The sequence below is a fragment of the Cupriavidus taiwanensis genome (genome assembly GCF_900250115.1).
Taxonomy (GTDB): Bacteria; Pseudomonadota; Gammaproteobacteria; order Burkholderiales; family Burkholderiaceae; genus Cupriavidus; species Cupriavidus taiwanensis_B.
In genome coordinates this window covers 2,414,337-2,432,704 of sequence record NZ_LT984804.1, presented here as the reverse complement: position 1 = coordinate 2,432,704, position 18,368 = coordinate 2,414,337, and the positions used below count along the sequence as shown (strand labels likewise).

Genomic DNA, 18,368 nt, shown 5'->3' with positions numbered 1-18,368 from the left:
GGAGGAAACAAAGCGGGAGCTGCAAGCGGCGAAGCATTGATGTCGCCGCGGGTTCGCTCGCCTCTCGCGCCTGCGGGATAGGGAGTACCCATCAGCGGTTCAGAAGTCCGCCTGCCGCGAACGCATGTCGCGCAAGCAAAACGCGTCCCCCAGCGCCAGCCTCGCCGCGCGCAGCGCCCCGCGCGCGGCCGCGGCGTCGCGGGCCAGGCGCAGCAGCGCCGGCAAGTCTCCCGGCGCGCGCAGCAGTCCGCGCAGCACCGCGGGCACATCGGTCTTGCCTTGTTCGCCCATGCCGGCTGCAGCCGCGGCCGGCACCGCGCGCGAAGCCGGATCGATCACCACCCGGCAAGCCGCGAAGGGCAGCCGGCACGCCGCCGCCATGCGCGCCGCCAGGTGCGATTCCATGTCGACGCACAACGCCCCCGTGGCCCGGTGCAGCGATGCCTTGGCGGCCACCGTCAGGACCGGCTGGTCGGCCCCGGCCGCCATGCCGATGCGCGCATGCGGCAGCGCTGCGTGCATGGCGCGCAGCCAGGTGGAATCGGTGTCGTAGCGCTCGCCGGGCGCGCACAGCGCATCCGCCAGCACCACCTCGCCCGGCGCCAGCGTTGGCTCCAGCCCGCCCGCCACGCCAAAGCTGAGGATGCCCATGCACTGCCGGCTGGCCATGGCCGACACCTCTTGCTCCAGCGCCAGCCCGCGCACGCCGTGCACCACGCGGCAATGCGGCCCGGCCGCGATGCGCGCCTCGAATGCCATGCCGGTGACGACCAGCACGAACGGCGCGGTCACAGCCCCCATGACACCTGGCCGCCCTGGCCGCGCTGCAGGTTGCGGTAGCGCGCCAGCGCCCACAGCGGAAAGTAGCGCGCATAGCCGTGATAGCGCAGGTAGAACACGCGCGGGAAGCCCACCGCGGTAAAGCGCGGCTCATGCCACAGCCCGCCGGCTTGCTGCGTGCGCAGCAGGTAGTCGATGCCGCGCGCCACCGCCGGATGCTGCGCGGCGCCCGCAGCCATCAGCGCCAGCAGCGCCCACGCGGTTTGCGAAGCGACGCTGGGGGCCGGCTCGTAGCCGCGGTAGTCGAGCCGGTAGCTGCTGCCGTCCTCGCCCCAGCCGCCGTCGGCGTTCTGGATCCGCGCCAGCCACGCCACTGCGCGCTGCAGTTCGGGCGCTTCCGGCCCCAGGCCGGCGGCGTTCAGCGCGCACAGCGCGCTCCAGGTGCCGTAGATGTAGTTGGTGCCCCAGCGGCCGAACCAGCTGCCGTCGGGCATCTGCTCGGCCAGCAGGTAGCGCAGCGCGCGCGCGGCGGGCTCGCTCTTGCCCGGGGTGGCGCCGGTCTGGCACAGCATCGACAGGCAGCGCGCCGACACGTCCGCGGTGGGCGGATCCAGCAGCGCGCCGTGGTCGGCGAAGGGGATGTTGTTCAGGTACAGGTGCGTGTTCTCGGGCTCGAAGGCGCCCCAGCCGCCGTTGCCGCTCTGCATGCCGACGATCCACTCGGTGGCGCGCGCCACCGCTTCGCCATAGCGTCCCGGCGCATGGTGCGCGCGCATGAAACGGTCCATGGCGGCGGCCACCACCGCGGTGTCGTCGACGTCGGGGTAGTAGGCGTTGGCGTACTGGAAGGCCCAGCCGCCGGGGCGCACCAGCGGGCGGCGCACCGCCCAGTCGCCGCGCAGGTCCAGCACCTGCAGTGGCTTGAGCCAGTCCAGCGCGCGCCCGGCGGCCTGCGCCGCGCGTGCTTCGCCGGTTTCCAGCAGCGCATGCGTGGCCAGCGCGGTATCCCACACCGGCGACAGGCAGGGCTGGCAATAGGCCTCGTCGCCGTGCTCGACCAGCAGGCGCTCGAGCGAACGCCGCGCCAGCGCGCGCGCCGGATCGTCGGGCGGCACGCCCAGCACCTCGAACATCATCACGCTGTTGGCCATGGCGGGAAAGATCGCGCCCAGGCCGTCCTCGCCATTGAGGCGCTCGCGCACGAAGCGCTGCGCCGTGGCGATGGCGCGCCGGCGCAGCGCGCGCGGAAACAGCGGCTCGGCCACGCGCAGCAGCGCATCGAGCCCGCGGAACACCGTGTACCAGCCGGCATGCTGGTGGGCCGCGCGCGATGGCAGGCCCACCGTGTGGCAGTTGCCGACAAAGAGTTCGTTGATGCCGACGCCGCGCGGGTTGCGCGCCTGCGGCCGCAGGCTGTTGAGCACCAGCAGCGGCACGATCACCGTGCGCGCCCAGTACGAGACCTTGGACAGGTGGAACGGAAACCAGCGCGGCAGCAGCATGATCTCGACCGGCATCATCGGCACCGCCTTCCATGGCAGCACGCCGTACAGCGCCAGCAGCGTGCGCGTGAACACATTGCTGGCCTCGGCGCCGCCCATGGCATGGATCGCCCGGCGCGCGCGCTGCATTGGCGCGGACTGCGGATCGTCGCCCGCCATCTTCAGCGCGAAGTACGCCTTGACGCTGGCACTGACGTCGGAGCGGCCCTGATGGAACAGCGGCCAGCCGCCGTCCGGGTTCTGGATGCGGCGCAGGTAGCGGGCCATGCGCGCTTCCAGGTCGAGGTCGGGGTCTTCGCCGAGGTAGTGCACCATCAGCACGTATTCGGCGGGGATGGTGGCGTCGGCTTCGAGTTCGTAGACCCAGTGGCCGTCGGGGCGCTGCTGGTGCAGCAGCGCGTCGAGCGCCCGGCCGATGCCGTGGTCGAGCGCGGGCGCAGGCAAGCGCGTCGCCGGCGCTTTCGCCGGGCCAGCCGGCTCACGCTGCGCGGCATCGACCTGCGGCGCGGCATTGGCAAGGGCGGTCTCGTTGATCGACATGCAACCTCCTTGTGCCGGCGCCCGGCGTGGCCGGCCCCGGCGTGCATCGGCGTGCCGCGCTCAGCCGATGGCGTGGCGCAGCACGATCCAGAGCAATTGCGCGCGCGGCAGGCGCACGCGCTGGCGCGGCGCGCGCCAGCCTTGCGCGCACAGCCGCGCCAGGATGCGGTGGTAGACCTCGGCCATGATGCGCGGCGAGCGCACCTGGCGTGCCGGGCAGCGCGCCATGATGGCCCAGGCCTGGTCGTAGTGGGCCTGGGCCTCGCGCGCCACGGCCGCGCATGCCTGGCCCAGCGCCGGATGCGCGGCCACCGCCGCGGGCGTGGCGGGCGCAATGCCGGCCGCCGCCAGCGCCTCGGCCGGCAGGTAGAGCCGGCCGATGGCGGCATCCTCGTCGATATCGCGCAGGATATTTGTGAGCTGCAGCGCGCGGCCCAGGTGGTGCGCCAGCGCCATCCCGCAATCCGTCTCCAGCCCGAACACGCGCACCGCCAGCCGGCCCACCGCGCTGGCCACGCGGTCGCAATACAGGTCGAGGGTGGCGGCATCGGGCGCGCGGATATCCTGCACCACGTCCATGGTCATGCCGTCGATCACGGCGAGAAAGTCGGCCTGCTGAAGGTCGAAGGCGCGGATCTGCGCGCACAGCGGCTGCAGTGGCGCGGGCGGGGTGCCTGCGTAGCAGGCGTCGAGGTCGCGGCGCCAGGCATCGAGCGCGGCCAGGCGCTCGGCATGCGGCGCATCGCCGTCGGCGATATCGTCGACGGCGCGGCAGAACGCGTAGATCTCGAACATGGCCTGGCGCTGTGCCGCCGGCAGGATGCGCAACGCGGCATGGAAGGAGCTGCCCGACGAGGCGGCGGGACCAGCCTGGGCGCCGATGGCGACACGGCTGTCTGAAGCTGCGATCTGAGTACCGGCCACGTAACTCCTCGACACGCTGCTTACCATCCCGCGCCGGCCGCGCGGCTTCGTGCGCGCAACCCGCCGGGAGGTGGTTGTGGGTCGGGCGATTATAGCAATTTCACCTGCAACGACACGGGCAGAGCCGTGCTGCAGCACAACGCGCCAGCAACAAAAAAGCCCCGCGACACTGCGGGGCTTTCTTGGCGGCCGGCCCGTCGGGCCAGCGGGACCTCACCGGTATCAGAGGGCCTGGATCTTGGTGGCTTGTTCGCCCTTCTGGCCCATGGCCTTGACGTAGCGCACCTTCTGGCCTTCCTTCAACGACTTGAAGCCCGAGCCTTCGATGGCGGAGAAATGCGCGAACAGATCATTGCCGCCTTCGTCCGGCGTGATGAAGCCGAAGCCCTTGGCGTCGTTGAACCACTTAACGGTACCGGTTTCCATATCTATCTCAACCTTGAATTTCAAAATGAGCGAAAACGCTCGTTATACACCGTGTGCAACGCAACCGGCGGATCTGTTTTATCTTCCCCGCCAGCGCATTCCATATGACTTCGATATGTCGCTGTCGTGACAACCGAAACCGTCACGGAACGACAACACCAACTGACACACCGAATGGGCGCTGCACAAGTGGGAATCATTCTGCCGAATTTTCCCGATGTGTCAATCAGGCTAAGCGCCTAATCATGATGAGAGGTTCCGACACGAGATATGCGTTTTCTACTTCAGTACCGGTTCAGTGAATTCCCTGATTTTTTATTGGCGCGTTTGCCTGTGCGTGCACCGTAGCCGGGCCGCGTGCCATGTTGTCGTGCATAATGGGCTGCCGCCCGCTGCAAGCTGGTGCCATCTTTTTTACAAATTTTTACGGCACCGCTCCTACCGCGTTCGGGTGAGATCAGCCCGAAGCGGATATAACATTATGCGGATAAACCACAATACCCGAGGCAGCGGGCAGGTTATCCATGTCCATACATGAGTCAATGGCATGCATGCGCGTCCATACATAAGAGAATGAACGCAAGGATTTCATGTTGTGGTAAAGCCAAGCGTCCGGAAACCCGGTAAGCGGACAGCGGCGCCGCGAAGCATGGCGACGATGCAATCCTCACTACAGCGGCTGCCAGCGGCGGAGGGCCAAACATCGGCCCACGACAGCGCTGCTAACGGGCAAGCCGGCTCAATGTCTCCTTTCTGGGACAATTGTTGACAATACGGCGCCGCTGCCTGCTCTAGCATGCGGATGCCGGATACCATCGGACTTTTCCGAATTGACGGTCAGAACCAGGCGCCGCGCGGTGACGAACCGCCTTTAGAATGTCGGGCACCGTGCACTTCGGGTGCGCAAAAATAAAGGGAAACACGCTTTGAATCGACTGGGGGAAGCGCAATGCAGCCACCGCGGCCGCGGTGGCCGCACGCCATGCTGGCCAGCCTGGATGGCCCGGCTGGGGCATCTGGCGCAACGCGCCGTGCTGGCGCTTGCCCTCGGCGCGGCCGGTGCCGCCGCGGCACAGCCGGCGTCGGGCGCGGCCGCAGCCGCTCCGGCAATGCCGTCGATCGCACTGCACTACGGCGCCAAGCCGCCGGTCGACGCGCTGCAGGCCTTCGATATCGCCGTGGTCGAACCCGACAGCGGCTTCGACCCGCGCCAGGTCGTCACCCCCGCCACCGCCTGGTTTGCCTATGTCAGCGTGGGCGAGGTGCTGGAAGGCCGCCCGTACTTCAAGGACATTCCCAGGAGCTGGTTCGTCGGCCGCAATGACGCCTGGAACGCGCCGGTGATCGACCAGGCGGCCGACGGCTGGCCCGCCTTCTATGTCGACAAGGTCATCGCGCCGCTGTGGGCGCGGGGCTTCCGCGGCTTCTTCCTCGATACCCTGGACTCGTACCAGCTCGCCGCCAGGACCGACGCCGAGCGCGCGCGGCAGGAGGCCGGCCTGGTGCGCGTGGTGCGCGCGATCAAGGCGCGCTACCCCGACGCCCGGCTGATCTTCAACCGCGGCTTCGAGATCCTCCCGCAGGTGCATGGCCTGGCGTATGCCGTCGCCTTCGAGTCGCTGTTCCGCGGCTGGAACCAGGCCCAGGGCCGCTATGTCGAGGTGCCGCAGGCCGACCGCGACTGGCTGCTGGCGCAGGCGCGCACCATCCGCGAGCAATACCGGCTGCCGGTCTTGTCGATCGACTACTGCCCGCCGGCGGACCGCCGCTGCGCGCGCGACACCGCGCGGCGCATCCGCGCGCTGGGCATCACGCCCTATGTGGCCGATCCCGGCCTGCAGAGCATCGGCATCGGCAAGGTCGAAGTGCTGCCGCGGCGTGTGCTGGTGGTGCAGGAGCGCGCCCCCGGCGAGTCGATCGATAATTCGTCGGGCGTGCGCTTTGTCTCGATGCCGCTCAACTACCTGGGCTACCGCGTCGAATTTGCCGAGACCAGCGAGGCGCTGCCCGAGATCGGGCCCGACCGTTATGCCGGCGTGGTGGTGTACCTGTCAGGCCCGGTCACGGCGCAGCCGGGCCGCTTCCACGCCTGGGTGCAGGCACGCATGGCGCAGGGCATGCCGGTGGTGTTCCTGAACGACTTCGGCACCAGCGTCAGCGGCGCGGTGGCGCGCAGCTTTGGCCTGAAGCCGGTCCGGGGCCGCGTGGCGGGTCCCGTCGAGGTGCTGGCCAAGGATCCCATGATGGGCTTCGAGATGCCGGTGGCGCCCGACCGCACCCAGGCCGTGGCTGTGCAGGTGCCAGACGGCGACGGCTTCCGCTCGCTGCTGCGCCTGCGCTCCGGCACGCTGACCTATGACGCCGCGGCCATCACGCCGTGGGGCGGCTATGTGCTGGGGCCGTATGCGGTGCACGAGCGCGGCATCAACAACACCCAGAGCCGCTGGGTGGTGCAGCCGCTGGACTTCCTGCGCGAGGCGCTGCGGCTGCCCGCGATGCCGGTGCCCGACGTTACCACCGAGAATGGCCGGCGCCTGTTGACCATCCATATCGATGGCGACGGCTTTGCCTCGCGTGCCGAGATGCCGGGCGGCGGCTTCTCCGGCGAGGTGCTGTTGCGCGAGATCTTCGACCGCTACCGGCTGCCGATGACCATGTCGGTGATCCAGGGTGAGATCAGCCGCGACGGTATGTACCCGAAGCTCGCCGCCGAGCTCGAGCCGATCGCGCGCAAGATCTTTGCCCAGCCTTATGTCGAGGTCGCCAGCCACACCTTTTCGCATCCGTTCGAATGGGCGCGGACGGTGCCGGGCCAGCCGGCGCCGGCCGGAAGTGCCGCGGTGGTGGAGGGCGACGAGGCCTTCCACCTGAACATCCCCGGCTACACCATGGACCTGAACCGCGAGATCGGCGGCTCCATCGACTACATCAACCGCAGCCTGGCGCCCGCTGGCAAGCCGGTCAGCCTGCTGCTGTGGTCGGGCGACTGCCAGCCGCCGGCCGAGGCGCTGCGGCTGACCGGCCAGGCGCGCGTGCTCAACATGAACGGCGGCGACACGCTGATCACGCGCAGCAATCCCAGCTGGACCGCGATTGCGCCGCTGGGCATCAACAAGCCGGGCGGCACCTTCCAGGTGTTCGCGCCCAACCAGAACGAGAATGTCTACACCAACCTGTGGCACGGGCCGTTCTACGGCTTCGAGCGCGTGATCGAGACCTTCGAGCTGACCGACCGGCCGTATCGGTTCAAGCCCGTGAACATCTACTACCACAGCTATTCGGGCACCAAGGCGGCGTCGCTGAAGGCGCTGCGCAAGGTCTATGACTACGTGCTGGCGCAGCCGCTGCTGCCGCTGCATTCGACCGATTACGTGCGCAAGGTGCTCGACTGGCAGGAGATGGCGGTGGCGCGCGAAGTGGGCGACGGCAGTGCCGGCGGCAGCGGCACGCAATGGATCGTGCGCGGCGACGGCAACCTGCGCAACCTGCGCTGGAGTGGCGCAGGCCTGCCCGACGTTGCCGCCGCGCAGGGCCTGACCGGGACCTCGCCGGCGCCCGGCGGCGGCGTATACCTGCACCTGGACGGCGGCGACGCGCGCTTCGCCGTGCGCGACGCCGCCGCGCTCACGGCGGCCGCCACGCCGCAGCTGGCCGAAGCCAGCGGCATCGTGCGCGACTGGTCGCAGCGCGACGGCGTCACCCGTTTTGCCTTCAGTGGCTACCACAAGCCGTTCTTCCGCCTGGCCAATGCCGGCCACTGCCGCGTCAGCGTCGATGGCAAGGCCGTGGCAGCCGTGCGCGAACGTAACACGCTGCGCGTCGATACCGCACCCGTGACCGACCCCAATCATGTCAGGCAACAAGTCGAAGTCCGCTGCGCCGGCTGAGCGCGAGCGGCTGCTGCCGCCGACGCTGGTGCTGACCTTTACCGCGATCGTGGGCATCGGCCTGGCGCTGATGTTCCCGCGCGAAACCCTGCGCGAACGGCTGCTGGGGCAGGGCCGCACCATCGACGGGCTGACCATGGCCTACCTGGAAGCCTGGTGGAAGGTCACGCCCGACGACCCCGCCTTCATGGGCGTGCTGGCCGAGCAGTACGCGCGCACCGGCCGCCTGGAAGAGGCGCAGGCGATGCTGGAGCGGATGCAGGCAGTGCAAGGCATCGACCTGTCGGGCCAGGTGCTGCGCACGCGTATCGAGATCGCGCAGCAGCACGCCTGGGCCGCGCTGCCGGAAACGGCCGAACGCGAACAGAACCTGGTGCAGCTGCGCCGCCTGCTGGACCAGGCCGCCGGCCGCCACTGGAGCGTGGCGGAGCTGCAGGTCCTGGCCACGCAGGCGCGCCAGGCCGGCGCGGACCAGGCGATGCGCCGGTTCTATGCCGCGCTGGCAAGCCAGGACCGCAACAACGCGGCATTCTGGAACCGCCAGCTGGCGCAGATGGCGATTGCCGGCGGCGACTACCGCGACGCCGCCAACGCCTTGTTCGCGCAGCAGGCGGCCGCGACCACGCTGGCCGAGCGGCGCGCACTGTTCCTGAAGGCGGTGCAGACGCTGCAGTCGGGCAACCTGCTGGACGAGGCGCTGGCGCAGGCCGAGCGCCACGGCGGCACGCTGCTCGACGATCCCGAGGTGCTGCGCTACCTGACCCGGCTGGCGCTGGCGGCCAACAAGCCGGAGCAGGCCAGCCGCTATGTCGAGCGGCTGCTGAAGGTTTCGGCGCGGCGGCGCGATGCCGGCCATGCGGACCGGGCCGCGCTGGCTGCACTGGCCGCGCGCGAGGCCGAGGTGCGGCGCATCGCCGCCAGCCAGCCGTGGCGCGAGCGCGGCGTGGTGTTTCTCGACGGGCCGCGCGGCCTGGCCCTGCGCGAGGCGTTGGCCGCGTCCGGCCAGCTCGGCGTGCGCAGGATCGCGGCCGGGCAGGCCGCGCCCGCGCAGCCGGAGGATACGAAATTTAATGCCGACGACTACGAGCTGGCCTACCGCGTCTTCCTCGCGGCAGGCAAGCTCGACCAGGCGCAGCGCGTGGCCGAGAACGCGGTGCGCCGGCTGCCGGGCGAGCCGGTCTGGCGCGAGCGGCTGGCGCAGGTGGCGGAATGGAACCGCCAGCCCGCGGTGGCGCTGAAGAGCTGGCTCGACTATGCCCGCGCCACCAACGACGAGCGCGCATGGGACGCGGTGATGCGGCTGGCGCCCGGGCTGACCGACGATCGCGCCTACCTGGCCGCGCTGCGCCACCGCGCGGGCGGCTCGGACCTGAAGACGGTGGACGAGGTGGTGGCCGCCTACGAACGCCTGGGCGAGCCGGAAGAGGCCATGCGCTTCCTGGAGGGCCTGAGTCGTGGCCCGACGGCGCGCGACATCATCGAGCGCCACGCCGCGCTGGCCGAACGCGCCGGCAACGACGAGCGCGCGTTCCAGCTCTATACCCAGTTGCAGCAGCGCTTCGGCCCGCGCCCGGCCTACGCGCTCAAGCTGGCCAGCCTGCTCTATGTGCGCGGCCGGCTGCCCCAGGCGCTGGACGCGATGCTGCCGGCGCGCACCGCCGCGGGCCCGCGCGACCTGCTGTTCTGGCGCACCTTCACCGAGCTGGCGCGGCTCAACCAGCGCGACGACCTGCTGCAGGACGGCTATCGCCAGCTGATGGTAGCGGCGGCGCAGACCCAGGACGAGCACTGCCAGAAACTGCCGGAGGGCCCGGCGCGCAACGCCTGCATGGCCGAGGTCCGTGACACGCAGGGAGCGGACTTCTCCAACCTGATCGCCTATTACGACAAGACCCCGATCGACGCCGGCCGCATCGCCGAGGCCGACTGGCGCCGCAGCGCCAGCCCGGCCTCGCTGGAGCTGGCGCTGTACTACTACACGCGCGCCCACGCCTACCGCCGCATCGAGCGCCTGCTGCAGGACATGAGCCCCGGGCAGCGCCGCGCCGCCTGGCGGTCAAGCCGCTTCCTGATGCGGCGCGCCGAGTATTACCGCGTGACCGGCCAGCGCGAGCAGGCCCTGGCCGACCTGCGCCACGCCGCGGGCCTGCCGGACGCCGACAGCGAAACGCTGGCGGCGCTGCTGTGGACGCTGGTCGACCAGGGCAGCGATACCGAGGTGCGCGCGGTGATGCGCCGCGTGCAGGACCAGGCCGAGGACATTCCCGACCTGTGGGGCGCCTTCGCCGCCGGCCATATGCGCTTCCACGACGGGCGCGCGGCGCTGCATTACCTGCGCAAGCTCAACGACGGCAAGAGCGCCGATCCGCTCTGGCTCAGCCTGCTGGCCGATGCCTATGAAGCCGTCGGCCAGACCGACATGGCCTGGCGCGTGCGCCGCCAGGCGTGGATCGACCTGCAGCGCGGCTGGGCCCGGCGCGGCGCGGGCGCTGCGCGCATGCGCCCGGACCACACCGACGTTGACGAGGAGCACGAGAACGCATCGGGCGCGCCGTCGCGCGCGGACCTGCGCCGCCAGACCGTGGCGCTGGGACAGATCTTCGCTTCCGGCGATGTCTCGCGCGCGCTGGTGATCCAGATGCTGCGCGCCGACCGCGCTGCCACGGCGGCGCGCGAACTGAGCCCGCCGGCCGCGGGGGCGCGTTCGCAGCTGGGCGAGATCGAAGGCCTGCCGCCGCTGCGCGAGCCCGTCCCCGCCGAGGTCGTGCGCGACGCGGCGCGGCGCGAGGCCGCGCTGTCGGCCGCCGGACGCGATGCCGCGCTGGCGTGGGCGATGTCGGCGGAATCGAACGAACTGGCGCGCGGCTGGCTGGCACGCCAGTACGCGAGCCGGCTGCAGCGCCCGGCGTATGCCGAGGTGGCGATCGCGCTGGACCGGCAGGACCTGGACAGCCTGGACCGCATCCTGGAGCGCCAGGCCGGCCGCGTGCCGGTGGCGAGCCAGATCGACGCCAACCAGCGGCTGGACCGCCTCGGCGCGGCGCAGACGCTGGCCTTCGCGACCCAGGAACGGGCCCGCTCCGATGACGCGCTGCAGGAAACCTTGCGCGAAACGCTGCTCTTCAACGCGCAGGCAATCGAGCCGCGCGTGCGCTTCATGCATCAGAAACCGCTGGAATTCACCGAAGGCAGCCTGGCCGGCGGCGTGCGCCTGTGGGATGGCTATGACCTGAACCTGCTCGGCACCTGGCGCGACCAGCGCAGCACCGACCCGCAGCAACTGGTGAACGTGCCGTCGTCGGACCGGCGCGCCGAGCTGTCGCTGGGCTACCGCGACAGCAACCGGCGCTGGCGTGCCGGCGCGGGCTATCGCGAGGGCCTCGATACCATGGCCACGGCGCGCTTCTTCGGCGAGTGGAACCAGCAGGGGCGGCTGCAGTTCAGCACGCTGGCCGGGCTCAACCAGCCGGCCGACGAATCCGCGCCACTGCGCGTGGGCGGCGCCAAGGACGTGCTGGGGCTGGGCGCGACGTGGCGCTTCAGCCTGCGCGAGTACGTCGGCGCGCGCATCGAGTACAGCCGCTTCCGCGGCCAGGACCGCAGCACGCTGGGCCACGGCATGGTCTATGACGTCGAGGCCGGCTACAAGATCCGCACCGCGTATCCGGACTACACCGTGCGCGTGGTCGCCACGCACGCCAGCTACAGCACGCAGGGCGGCAGCCTGACGCCGCGCATGGCCGCGCTGGTGCCGGCCGGAGACGCCGCGACGCCGGCATTCTACATGCCGCAGGGCTTCACGCAGGCCGGCGTGCTGTTCGGCTTCGGCACCGAGCTGCTGGACGAATACACCCGCAAGTGGCGGCCGTTCGGCGAAATCGGCCTGTTGCACGACACCCGCGCGCGGCAGAACTTCCGCGTGCAGGGCGGCGTGGCGGGCTCGGTGTTCGGCAACGACCACCTCGCGCTCTATGTCTCGCACGAGACCGCGGCGCGCAATGGCGGGCGGCCGCTGACGGAATTGGGATTGCGCTACCGCTGGCTGTACTGAGCGCGGCAGGGCAGGCATCAACAGGACATGGCGATACCGAAAAAGGGGAACGAGATGAACAAGCAAACGGGCATGACGGGCAGGACGGTGGCAATGCGGCTGGCGGCATGGTGCGGCGCGCTGGGCGCGGCGCTGTGGCTGGCCGGCTGCGCGGTGACGGACGTCGGCCGCGCGCCGGCGCTGGCGCGCGGCGAGACCATCGCGGTGCTGCCGATCGTCAATTACACCGAGACGCCGCAGGCCGGCCTGCGCGCCGAAGCGATTGCCGAGAGCCTGCTGAAGACCGGCGGCGTGGCCAGCCTGAAGCGCTATCCTGCCGCGCTGAACCCGGAAACGCTGTTCGAGCCGGCCGAGCGCGAGGCGGTGGGCAAGGCGCTGGAATGGGCGCGCGCCGAAAAGGCCCGCTATGCGCTGACCGGCGCGGTGCAGGAATGGCGCTACAAGGTGGGCGTGGACGGCGAGCCGGCGGTCGGCATCTCGCTGCAGCTGCTCGACGTGAACAGCGGCGAAGTGGTGTGGTCCGCCACCGGCAGCGACAGCGGCTGGAGCCGCGCCTCGCTGTCGGGTACCGCGCAGAAGCTGCTGCGTCGCCTGCTGGCGCCGCTGATGCAGGGCTGAGGTCGGGGTGGCGTTTATCGGCACGGCGCCGCGCCAGCGCGGCGATGGATGGTTGAAGCAAGGGGATGAGCGTGGCCAAGTCGGCTGACAACACCTATCGCGCGCGGCAGGGACAGGGCATCGGCCTGGGCGGGCGCTATGCGCGCCTGCTCGCGCCCGCGGTCACCGGACCGGCCGCCGTGGTGGAACTGGTAGTGGCGATGCTGGCCGCGCTGGGGCTGGCCTGGCTGGTACTGCCGCAGAACCCGTTGCTGCTGGGCATGGGCTTTCCGTGGGCCTGGCTGCTGCCGGTGATCCTGGCGCTGCGCTACGGCACGCTGATCGGCGTGGGCAGCGTGCTGATGCTGCTGGGCGCCTGGTACCTGTACCACCAGACCGGCGTGATGCCCGGGCCGTTTCCGCGCCTGTTCTTCCTGGGCGGCCTGCTGCTGGTGCTGGTAGCGGGGCAGTTCGGCGATATCTGGGGCACGCGCCTGGCGCGCGCCCGCGCCGTCAACCGCTACCTGGACGAGCGCCTGGCGGCGCTGACCAAGAACCACTACCTGCTGCGCATCTCCCACTCGCGGCTGGAAAACGACCTGCTGGCGCGGCCCACCACGCTGCGCGATACCCTGTCGCAGCTGCGCGGCGTGGCGCTGGACGAGGCCGCCCGCGGCGGCCACGTGCTGGCCGGCGCGCAGCCGGTGCTGCAGGTGGTGGCGCAGGCCTGCCAGGTCGAGGCGGCCGCGCTCTACGCCTGCGACGGCGAGCGCGTCGACGCCGGGCCCGCGGCCAGCATCGGCCCGGCCTTCACCCTCGACACCACCGACCCGCTGGTGCGCCACTGCCTGGACACGCGCCAGCTCGCCCACCTGCGCGCCGATGGCCTGCAGCACGATGCCCGCACCCGCTACGTGGCGGTTGCGCCGGTGCTGGCGGGCTCCGACCACCTGATCGGCCTGCTGGTGGTGGAACGCATGCCGTTCCTGTCGCTGAACTATGAAAACCTGCAGATGCTGATGGTGCTGCTGGGCTACTACGCCGACGGCGTCGAGCATGCCGGCGCCACCCGCAGCATCCGGGCGGCGCTGCCGGCGTGCCCCTATCCGTTTGCGCTGGACTATGCGCGCCTGTCGCGGCTGCAGCGCGAGACCGGCATCGACAGTTCGGTGGTGGCGCTGGTGTTCGACACCGATCCGGAGCGCGACGCGCCGTTCGAGCAGGTGGTGCGCAGCCGGCGCGCGCTGGACGTGGCCTGGCCGCTGGTCAACGCCCACCACCGCGCCATGCTGACGCTGATGCCGCTGTCCGATGCGCAGGCGGTGGCGGCCTACCTGGTGCGCATCGAAGACATGCTGCGCGCGCAGTTCGGCACCGATTTCACCCGCGCCGGCATCGGCGTCTACTCGCTCGCGGTGCCCGCCACCGGCGCGGAAGAGGCGCTGGTCAAGCTGCTGCGGCGGGCCCAGGTGGACGGCACGGCGGCGCCGTCGACGCTGGCGGCCGGGGAAGCGCCCCATGTTTAAGCTCGGCGCCGGCGGCCTGGCCGCCCAGATCGCCGCGCTGGCGCTGCTGGCGCGCGCCGGCAACAGCACCGCGCTGCTGCTGGCGTTCTTCGGCATGCAGGCGGTGGCCGCCGCGCTGACCGCGTTGCTGCTGTGGCGCCTGCTGCCGCGGCGCTTGCGCGTGCCGTTCGGGTGGAGCTATGGCTTCCTGGCGCTGTTCTGCTTCTTCGTGCCGCTCGGGGGCGCACTGGTGTGCGTGGGCAGCTACCTGCTGTCGAAGCTGTTCCCGCGCCGCATCGATACCAGCGGCATCGGCAGCGTGGGCCTGCCGGAGTTCGTCACGCACCTGATGTCGCGCGTCACGCACGGCGGCGGCGCGCGGCTGCGGGCGCAGCTGGGCAATGCGCGCGCGCCGCTGCCGGAACGCATGACCGCGCTGGTGGCGATGCAGTCGATGCCGGCGCGCACCGTCAGCCCGGTGCTGCGCGAGCTGCTGGCCGACAGCGCCGACGATATCCGGCTGCTGGCCTACGGCATGCTGGACGGCGCCGAGAAGCAACTGACCCAGCAGATCCTGGCCGAGCTGCCGCGCCTGGAGACCGCCTACAGCCCGAGCGAGCGCGCCGAGATCAGCAAGCGCCTGGCCGACCTGTACTGGGAGCTGATCTACCAGAACCTGGTGCAGGGCGACGTCTACCGCTACACCGCCAGCCAGGTCGAGCGCTACGCCAGCGCGGCGCTGTCGCACGACGACGGCAATGCCTCGCTGTGGTACATGCGCGGCCGCCTGGCGCTGGCGCGCAATGCCCCGCGCGAGGCGCGCGCCTGGCTGCAACGCGCCGAGGCGCTTGGCTTCGCGCGCGAGCGCGTGCTGCCGCACCTGGCCGAAGCCGCCTACCTGGAACGCGACTACGCCGCGGTGCGCCAGCTGATGGCATCGTTTGACAGCCCCTCGCCGCTCCCGCTGGTGCGGCCCCTGCTGCGCTACTGGCAATCATGAGCGAGATCCTGTTGAAAGCGGCGTCGGCCGACGTCATGCTGTTGCTCGAAGGCACCTTCCCGTATGTGAGCGGCGGCGTGTCGAGCTGGGTCAACCAGATGATCCGGGCGTTTCCGGAGCTGCGCTTCGGCATCGTCTTCATCGGCAGCCGGCGCGAGGACTACGGCGACATGGCCTACCGGCTGCCGGCCAACGTGGTGCACCTGGAAACGCACTACCTCTATGACTTTCCCCCGCCGCCGCTGGCGCAGGGCCGCGGCGGCGACGCCAGCGCGTTCGACGCCGCCGGCCGCCTGCACGACCTGCTGCGCGAGCCGGGACGCGAAGCCGAGGCCGGCGCGATGATCCGCGAGCTGATGCCGATGCTGCGCGAGGGCGGCGCGCTGGGCGAGGATGCCTTCCTGTACAGCCGCCGTGCGTGGCAGACCATCACCGACCAATACCGGCGCTTTTGCACCGACCCCTCGTTCACCGATTACTTCTGGACCGTGCGCATCATGCACAAGCCGCTGTGGCAGCTGGTGCGGATTGCCGACGGTCTGATCCCGGCGCGCGTCTACCACACGGTCTCCACCGGCTATGCGGGCTTTCTCGGCGCGCTGCTGCGCCACCGCAACCAGCGCCCGCTGCTGGTGTCGGAGCATGGCATCTATACCAAGGAACGCAAGATCGACCTGTTCCAGAGCCAGTGGATCCGCGACAACCGCAACGTGTTCGAGCGCGACATCTCCCAGATCAGCTATTTCCGCGAGCTCTGGGTGCGCTTTTTCGAAACCCTGGGCCGGGTCTGCTATGACGCCGGCGACGACATCGTCGCGCTGTACGAGGGCAACCGCCGCCGCCAGGTGCAGGACGGCGCGCCCGAGGCGCGCACGCGCACCATCCCCAACGGCATCGACCTGCCGCGCCTGGCGTCGCTGCGCGCGCGGCGCCAGCCCGGCGTGCCGCCGGTGCTGTGCCTGATCGGCCGGGTGGTGCCGATCAAGGACGTCAAGACCTTTATCCGCGCGATGCTGACGGTGGTGCGCGAATACCCCGAGGCCGAGGGCTGGATCGCCGGCCCGGAGGACGAAGACCCCGAATACGCACGCGAATGCCGCAGCCTGGCCGAAAGCCTGGGGTTGGGCAAGAAGGTGAAATTCCTCGGCTTCCAGCGCATCGACGCGCTGCTGCCGCAGGTTGGCGTGCTGGTGCTCAGTTCGATCAGCGAGGCGCTGCCGCTGGTGGTGCTGGAAGGCTTTGCCGCGGGCGTGCCGTGCGTGACCACCGACGTGGGCTCGTGCCGCGAGCTGCTGTTCGGCCTGCCCGGCGAGGACGCCGCGCTGGGCGCGGCCGGCGAGGTGGTGCGCATTGCCGACCCCGCCGCGCTGGCCGCGGCCGCGCTCGGGCTGCTGCGCGACCCGGCGCGCTGGCAGGCGGCGCAGGCCGCCGGCGTGGCGCGCGTGGAGCGCTACTACACCCAGGAGCGCATGGTGGGCAGCTACCGCGAACTGTATCAACGGCTGATGGCGCAGGCCGGCGGCGCCGCGCCTGACGGAGCCCGGGGCGGCGGCAATCCCGCGCGCTGCCCGGTCCACGGAGGAGCCTGAGCATGGCTGGCATTGGATTCGAGCTGCGCAAGATGCTGCGGCGGGACAACCTGTCGGGCATGCTGAGCGCCTATGCGTATGCCGGCATCATCAGCTCGGGCCCGTGGATCCTGTCGATCGTCGGCATCCTGCTGATCGGCATGCTGAGCCTGCCGTTCGTGGTGCCGGGCACGCTGATCACGCAGTTCCAGGTCTCGGTGACCTACCTGATCGCGAGCAGCCTGATCCTGACCGGGCCGATGCAGCTGTCGTTCACGCGCTTTACCTCCGACCGGCTGTTCGAGAAGCGCGACCACCTGATCCTGAGCAACTACCACGCGGTGGCGCTGCTGGCCACGGGGCTGTCGGGCGGAATCGGCGTGGCCTGCGCGGTGTTCAGCTTCGGCGAGCAGTCGGTGCTGTACCGGCTGCTGATGGTGGCCGGCTTCGTGGTGCTGAGCAACATCTGGATCGCCGCGATCTTTCTGTCGGGCATGAAGCAGTACAAGGCGATCGTTTGGACCTTCCTGCTGGGCTACGCGGTCTCGGTGGCGGCCGCGCTGGGGCTGCGCGGCTACGGCATGGAAGGGCTGCTGGGCGGGTTCGTCGCGGGCCAGCTGTGCCTGCTGACCGGCATGGTGACGCTGATCTACCGCAACTACACCAGCCGCCAGTTCATCTCGTTCGAGGTGTTCCAGCGCCGCTATGCCTACCCCAGCCTGGTGGCGATCGGCCTGCTCTACAACCTGGGCATCTGGATCGACAAGTTCATGTTCTGGTACGCGCCGTCCACCGGTCACCAGGTGATCGGCCCGCTGCACGCGTCGATCATCTACGACATCCCGGTGTTCCTGGCCTACCTTGCCATCATTCCCGGCATGGCGGTGTTCCTGGTACGCATCGAGACCGATTTCGTCGAGTACTACGACGCGTTCTACGATGCGGTGCGCGGCGGCAGCTCGCTCGAGCATATCGAGGACATGCGCAACACCATGGTCCAGACCATCCGGCTGGGGCTGTACGAGATCGTCAAGGTGCAGGCCATCGCCGCGCTGCTGCTGTTCGCGGTGGGTACTTGGGTGCTGCGGCTGCTGGGCATTTCCGAGCTGTACCTGCCGCTGCTGTACGTCGACGTGATCGGCGCCAGCCTGCAGGTGGTGCTGCTGGGCGTGCTCAACATCTATTTCTACCTGGACCGGCGCCGCGAGGTGCTGCTGCTGACCGCGCTGTTCGTGGTGCTGAACTTCGCCCTGACGCTGGTAACGCTGCAGCTGGGGCCCGCCTGGTACGGCTATGGCTTCGCGGTGTCGCTGCTGGTGGTGGTGGCGCTGGCGCTGGCCATGCTCGACCACAAGCTCGAGCGGCTGGAGTACGAGACCTACATGCTGCAATAGCGTCCGGGAGCACGCCGGCGCACCCCTCGTCGGGGCGTCTCGACGGAACGGGCCGCGATTGGGTAACATTGCGGCAGCCGGCGGGCTTCGGCCTGGCCCGCCGGTTCAGATCGACGGCCGCGCCCCCTTGCCAGGGTGAAATACAAAGAATGACTTGCCGGCCGGGCCGTCGACACGCCGTGGCAAAGACCGCA

The 18,368-nt window shown here is 70.2% G+C and carries 11 protein-coding genes; 7 read left to right on the top strand and 4 right to left on the bottom strand.

From position 1 onward, the window contains the following. Positions 1–99 precede the first annotated feature (99 nt). From CBM2586_RS27480 to CBM2586_RS27465, 4 genes are all read right to left on the bottom strand, one after another. Positions 100–792 (bottom strand): phosphorylase, encoded by a 693-nt coding sequence (locus CBM2586_RS27480; protein WP_115690996.1) that lies wholly within the window; start codon positions 790–792, stop codon positions 100–102. Next, on the bottom strand, positions 789–2,822 hold the full coding sequence (gene shc, locus CBM2586_RS27475) for a squalene--hopene cyclase (RefSeq protein WP_115666174.1): 2,034 nt from the start codon (positions 2,820–2,822) through the stop codon (positions 789–791). Before shc ends, CBM2586_RS27480 begins: the two co-directional genes overlap by 4 nt. Before the next feature lie 60 nt (positions 2,823–2,882). Then, the gene (gene hpnD, locus CBM2586_RS27470; RefSeq protein ID WP_115666175.1) at positions 2,883–3,746 is read right to left on the bottom strand and encodes a presqualene diphosphate synthase HpnD; all 864 of its coding nucleotides are present in this window, start codon (positions 3,744–3,746) and stop codon (positions 2,883–2,885) included. Positions 3,747–3,968: 222 nt separating this feature from the next. After that, on the bottom strand, positions 3,969–4,172 hold the full coding sequence (locus CBM2586_RS27465) for a cold-shock protein (RefSeq protein WP_012356773.1): 204 nt from the start codon (positions 4,170–4,172) through the stop codon (positions 3,969–3,971). Between the two features lie 998 nt (positions 4,173–5,170). On the opposite strand from CBM2586_RS27465, the gene CBM2586_RS27460 reads away from it, so the two are divergent. The 7 genes from CBM2586_RS27460 (at position 5,171) to pelG (ending at position 18,174) form a co-directional block, all read left to right on the top strand. After that, positions 5,171–8,059 (top strand): bifunctional glycoside hydrolase 114/ polysaccharide deacetylase family protein, encoded by a 2,889-nt coding sequence (locus CBM2586_RS27460; RefSeq protein WP_115690994.1) that lies wholly within the window; start codon positions 5,171–5,173, stop codon positions 8,057–8,059. Beyond that, positions 8,022–12,110 (top strand): tetratricopeptide repeat protein, encoded by a 4,089-nt coding sequence (locus tag CBM2586_RS27455; RefSeq protein WP_115690992.1) that lies wholly within the window; start codon positions 8,022–8,024, stop codon positions 12,108–12,110. Before CBM2586_RS27460 ends, CBM2586_RS27455 begins: the two co-directional genes overlap by 38 nt. A 72-nt stretch (positions 12,111–12,182) precedes the next feature. After that, positions 12,183–12,728 carry a penicillin-binding protein activator LpoB gene (locus tag CBM2586_RS27450; protein ID WP_373424294.1) on the top strand — a complete coding sequence of 182 codons (546 nt, stop codon included), beginning with the start codon at positions 12,183–12,185 and terminating at the stop codon, positions 12,726–12,728. Positions 12,729–12,793: 65 nt separating this feature from the next. Continuing rightward, the gene (locus CBM2586_RS27445) at positions 12,794–14,233 is read left to right on the top strand and encodes a PelD GGDEF domain-containing protein (RefSeq protein WP_115690990.1); all 1,440 of its coding nucleotides are present in this window, start codon (positions 12,794–12,796) and stop codon (positions 14,231–14,233) included. Next, complete coding sequence (locus CBM2586_RS27440; protein ID WP_115666180.1) at positions 14,226–15,212, top strand: tetratricopeptide repeat protein; 987 nt, start codon at positions 14,226–14,228, stop codon at positions 15,210–15,212. Before CBM2586_RS27445 ends, CBM2586_RS27440 begins: the two co-directional genes overlap by 8 nt. Then, on the top strand, positions 15,209–16,801 hold the full coding sequence (gene pelF, locus CBM2586_RS27435) for a GT4 family glycosyltransferase PelF (protein WP_115690988.1): 1,593 nt from the start codon (positions 15,209–15,211) through the stop codon (positions 16,799–16,801). The genes CBM2586_RS27440 and pelF overlap by 4 nt, the downstream gene beginning before the upstream one ends. A gap of 2 nt (positions 16,802–16,803) precedes the next feature. Then, positions 16,804–18,174: an exopolysaccharide Pel transporter PelG gene (gene pelG / locus CBM2586_RS27430; RefSeq protein ID WP_115690986.1), complete on the top strand. Its 1,371-nt coding sequence runs from the start codon at positions 16,804–16,806 to the stop codon at positions 18,172–18,174. Positions 18,175–18,368: the final 194 nt, after the last annotated feature.

Bases quoted from the DNA above. Each gene is read 5' to 3' on its own strand.
- CBM2586_RS27450 (WP_373424294.1), top strand. From the start codon at position 12,183: ATGACGGGCAGGACGGTGGCAATGCGGCTGGCGGCATGGTGCGGCGCG.
- pelF (WP_115690988.1), top strand. From the start codon at position 15,209: ATGAGCGAGATCCTGTTGAAAGCGGCGTCGGCCGACGTCATGCTGTTG.
- CBM2586_RS27445 (WP_115690990.1), top strand. From the start codon at position 12,794: ATGAGCGTGGCCAAGTCGGCTGACAACACCTATCGCGCGCGGCAGGGA.
- pelG (WP_115690986.1), top strand. From the start codon at position 16,804: ATGGCTGGCATTGGATTCGAGCTGCGCAAGATGCTGCGGCGGGACAAC.
- CBM2586_RS27455 (WP_115690992.1), top strand. From the start codon at position 8,022: ATGTCAGGCAACAAGTCGAAGTCCGCTGCGCCGGCTGAGCGCGAGCGG.
- CBM2586_RS27440 (WP_115666180.1), top strand. From the start codon at position 14,226: ATGTTTAAGCTCGGCGCCGGCGGCCTGGCCGCCCAGATCGCCGCGCTG.
- CBM2586_RS27465 (WP_012356773.1), bottom strand. From the start codon at position 4,172: ATGGAAACCGGTACCGTTAAGTGGTTCAACGACGCCAAGGGCTTCGGC.
- shc (WP_115666174.1), bottom strand. From the start codon at position 2,822: ATGTCGATCAACGAGACCGCCCTTGCCAATGCCGCGCCGCAGGTCGAT.
- CBM2586_RS27460 (WP_115690994.1), top strand. From the start codon at position 5,171: ATGGCCCGGCTGGGGCATCTGGCGCAACGCGCCGTGCTGGCGCTTGCC.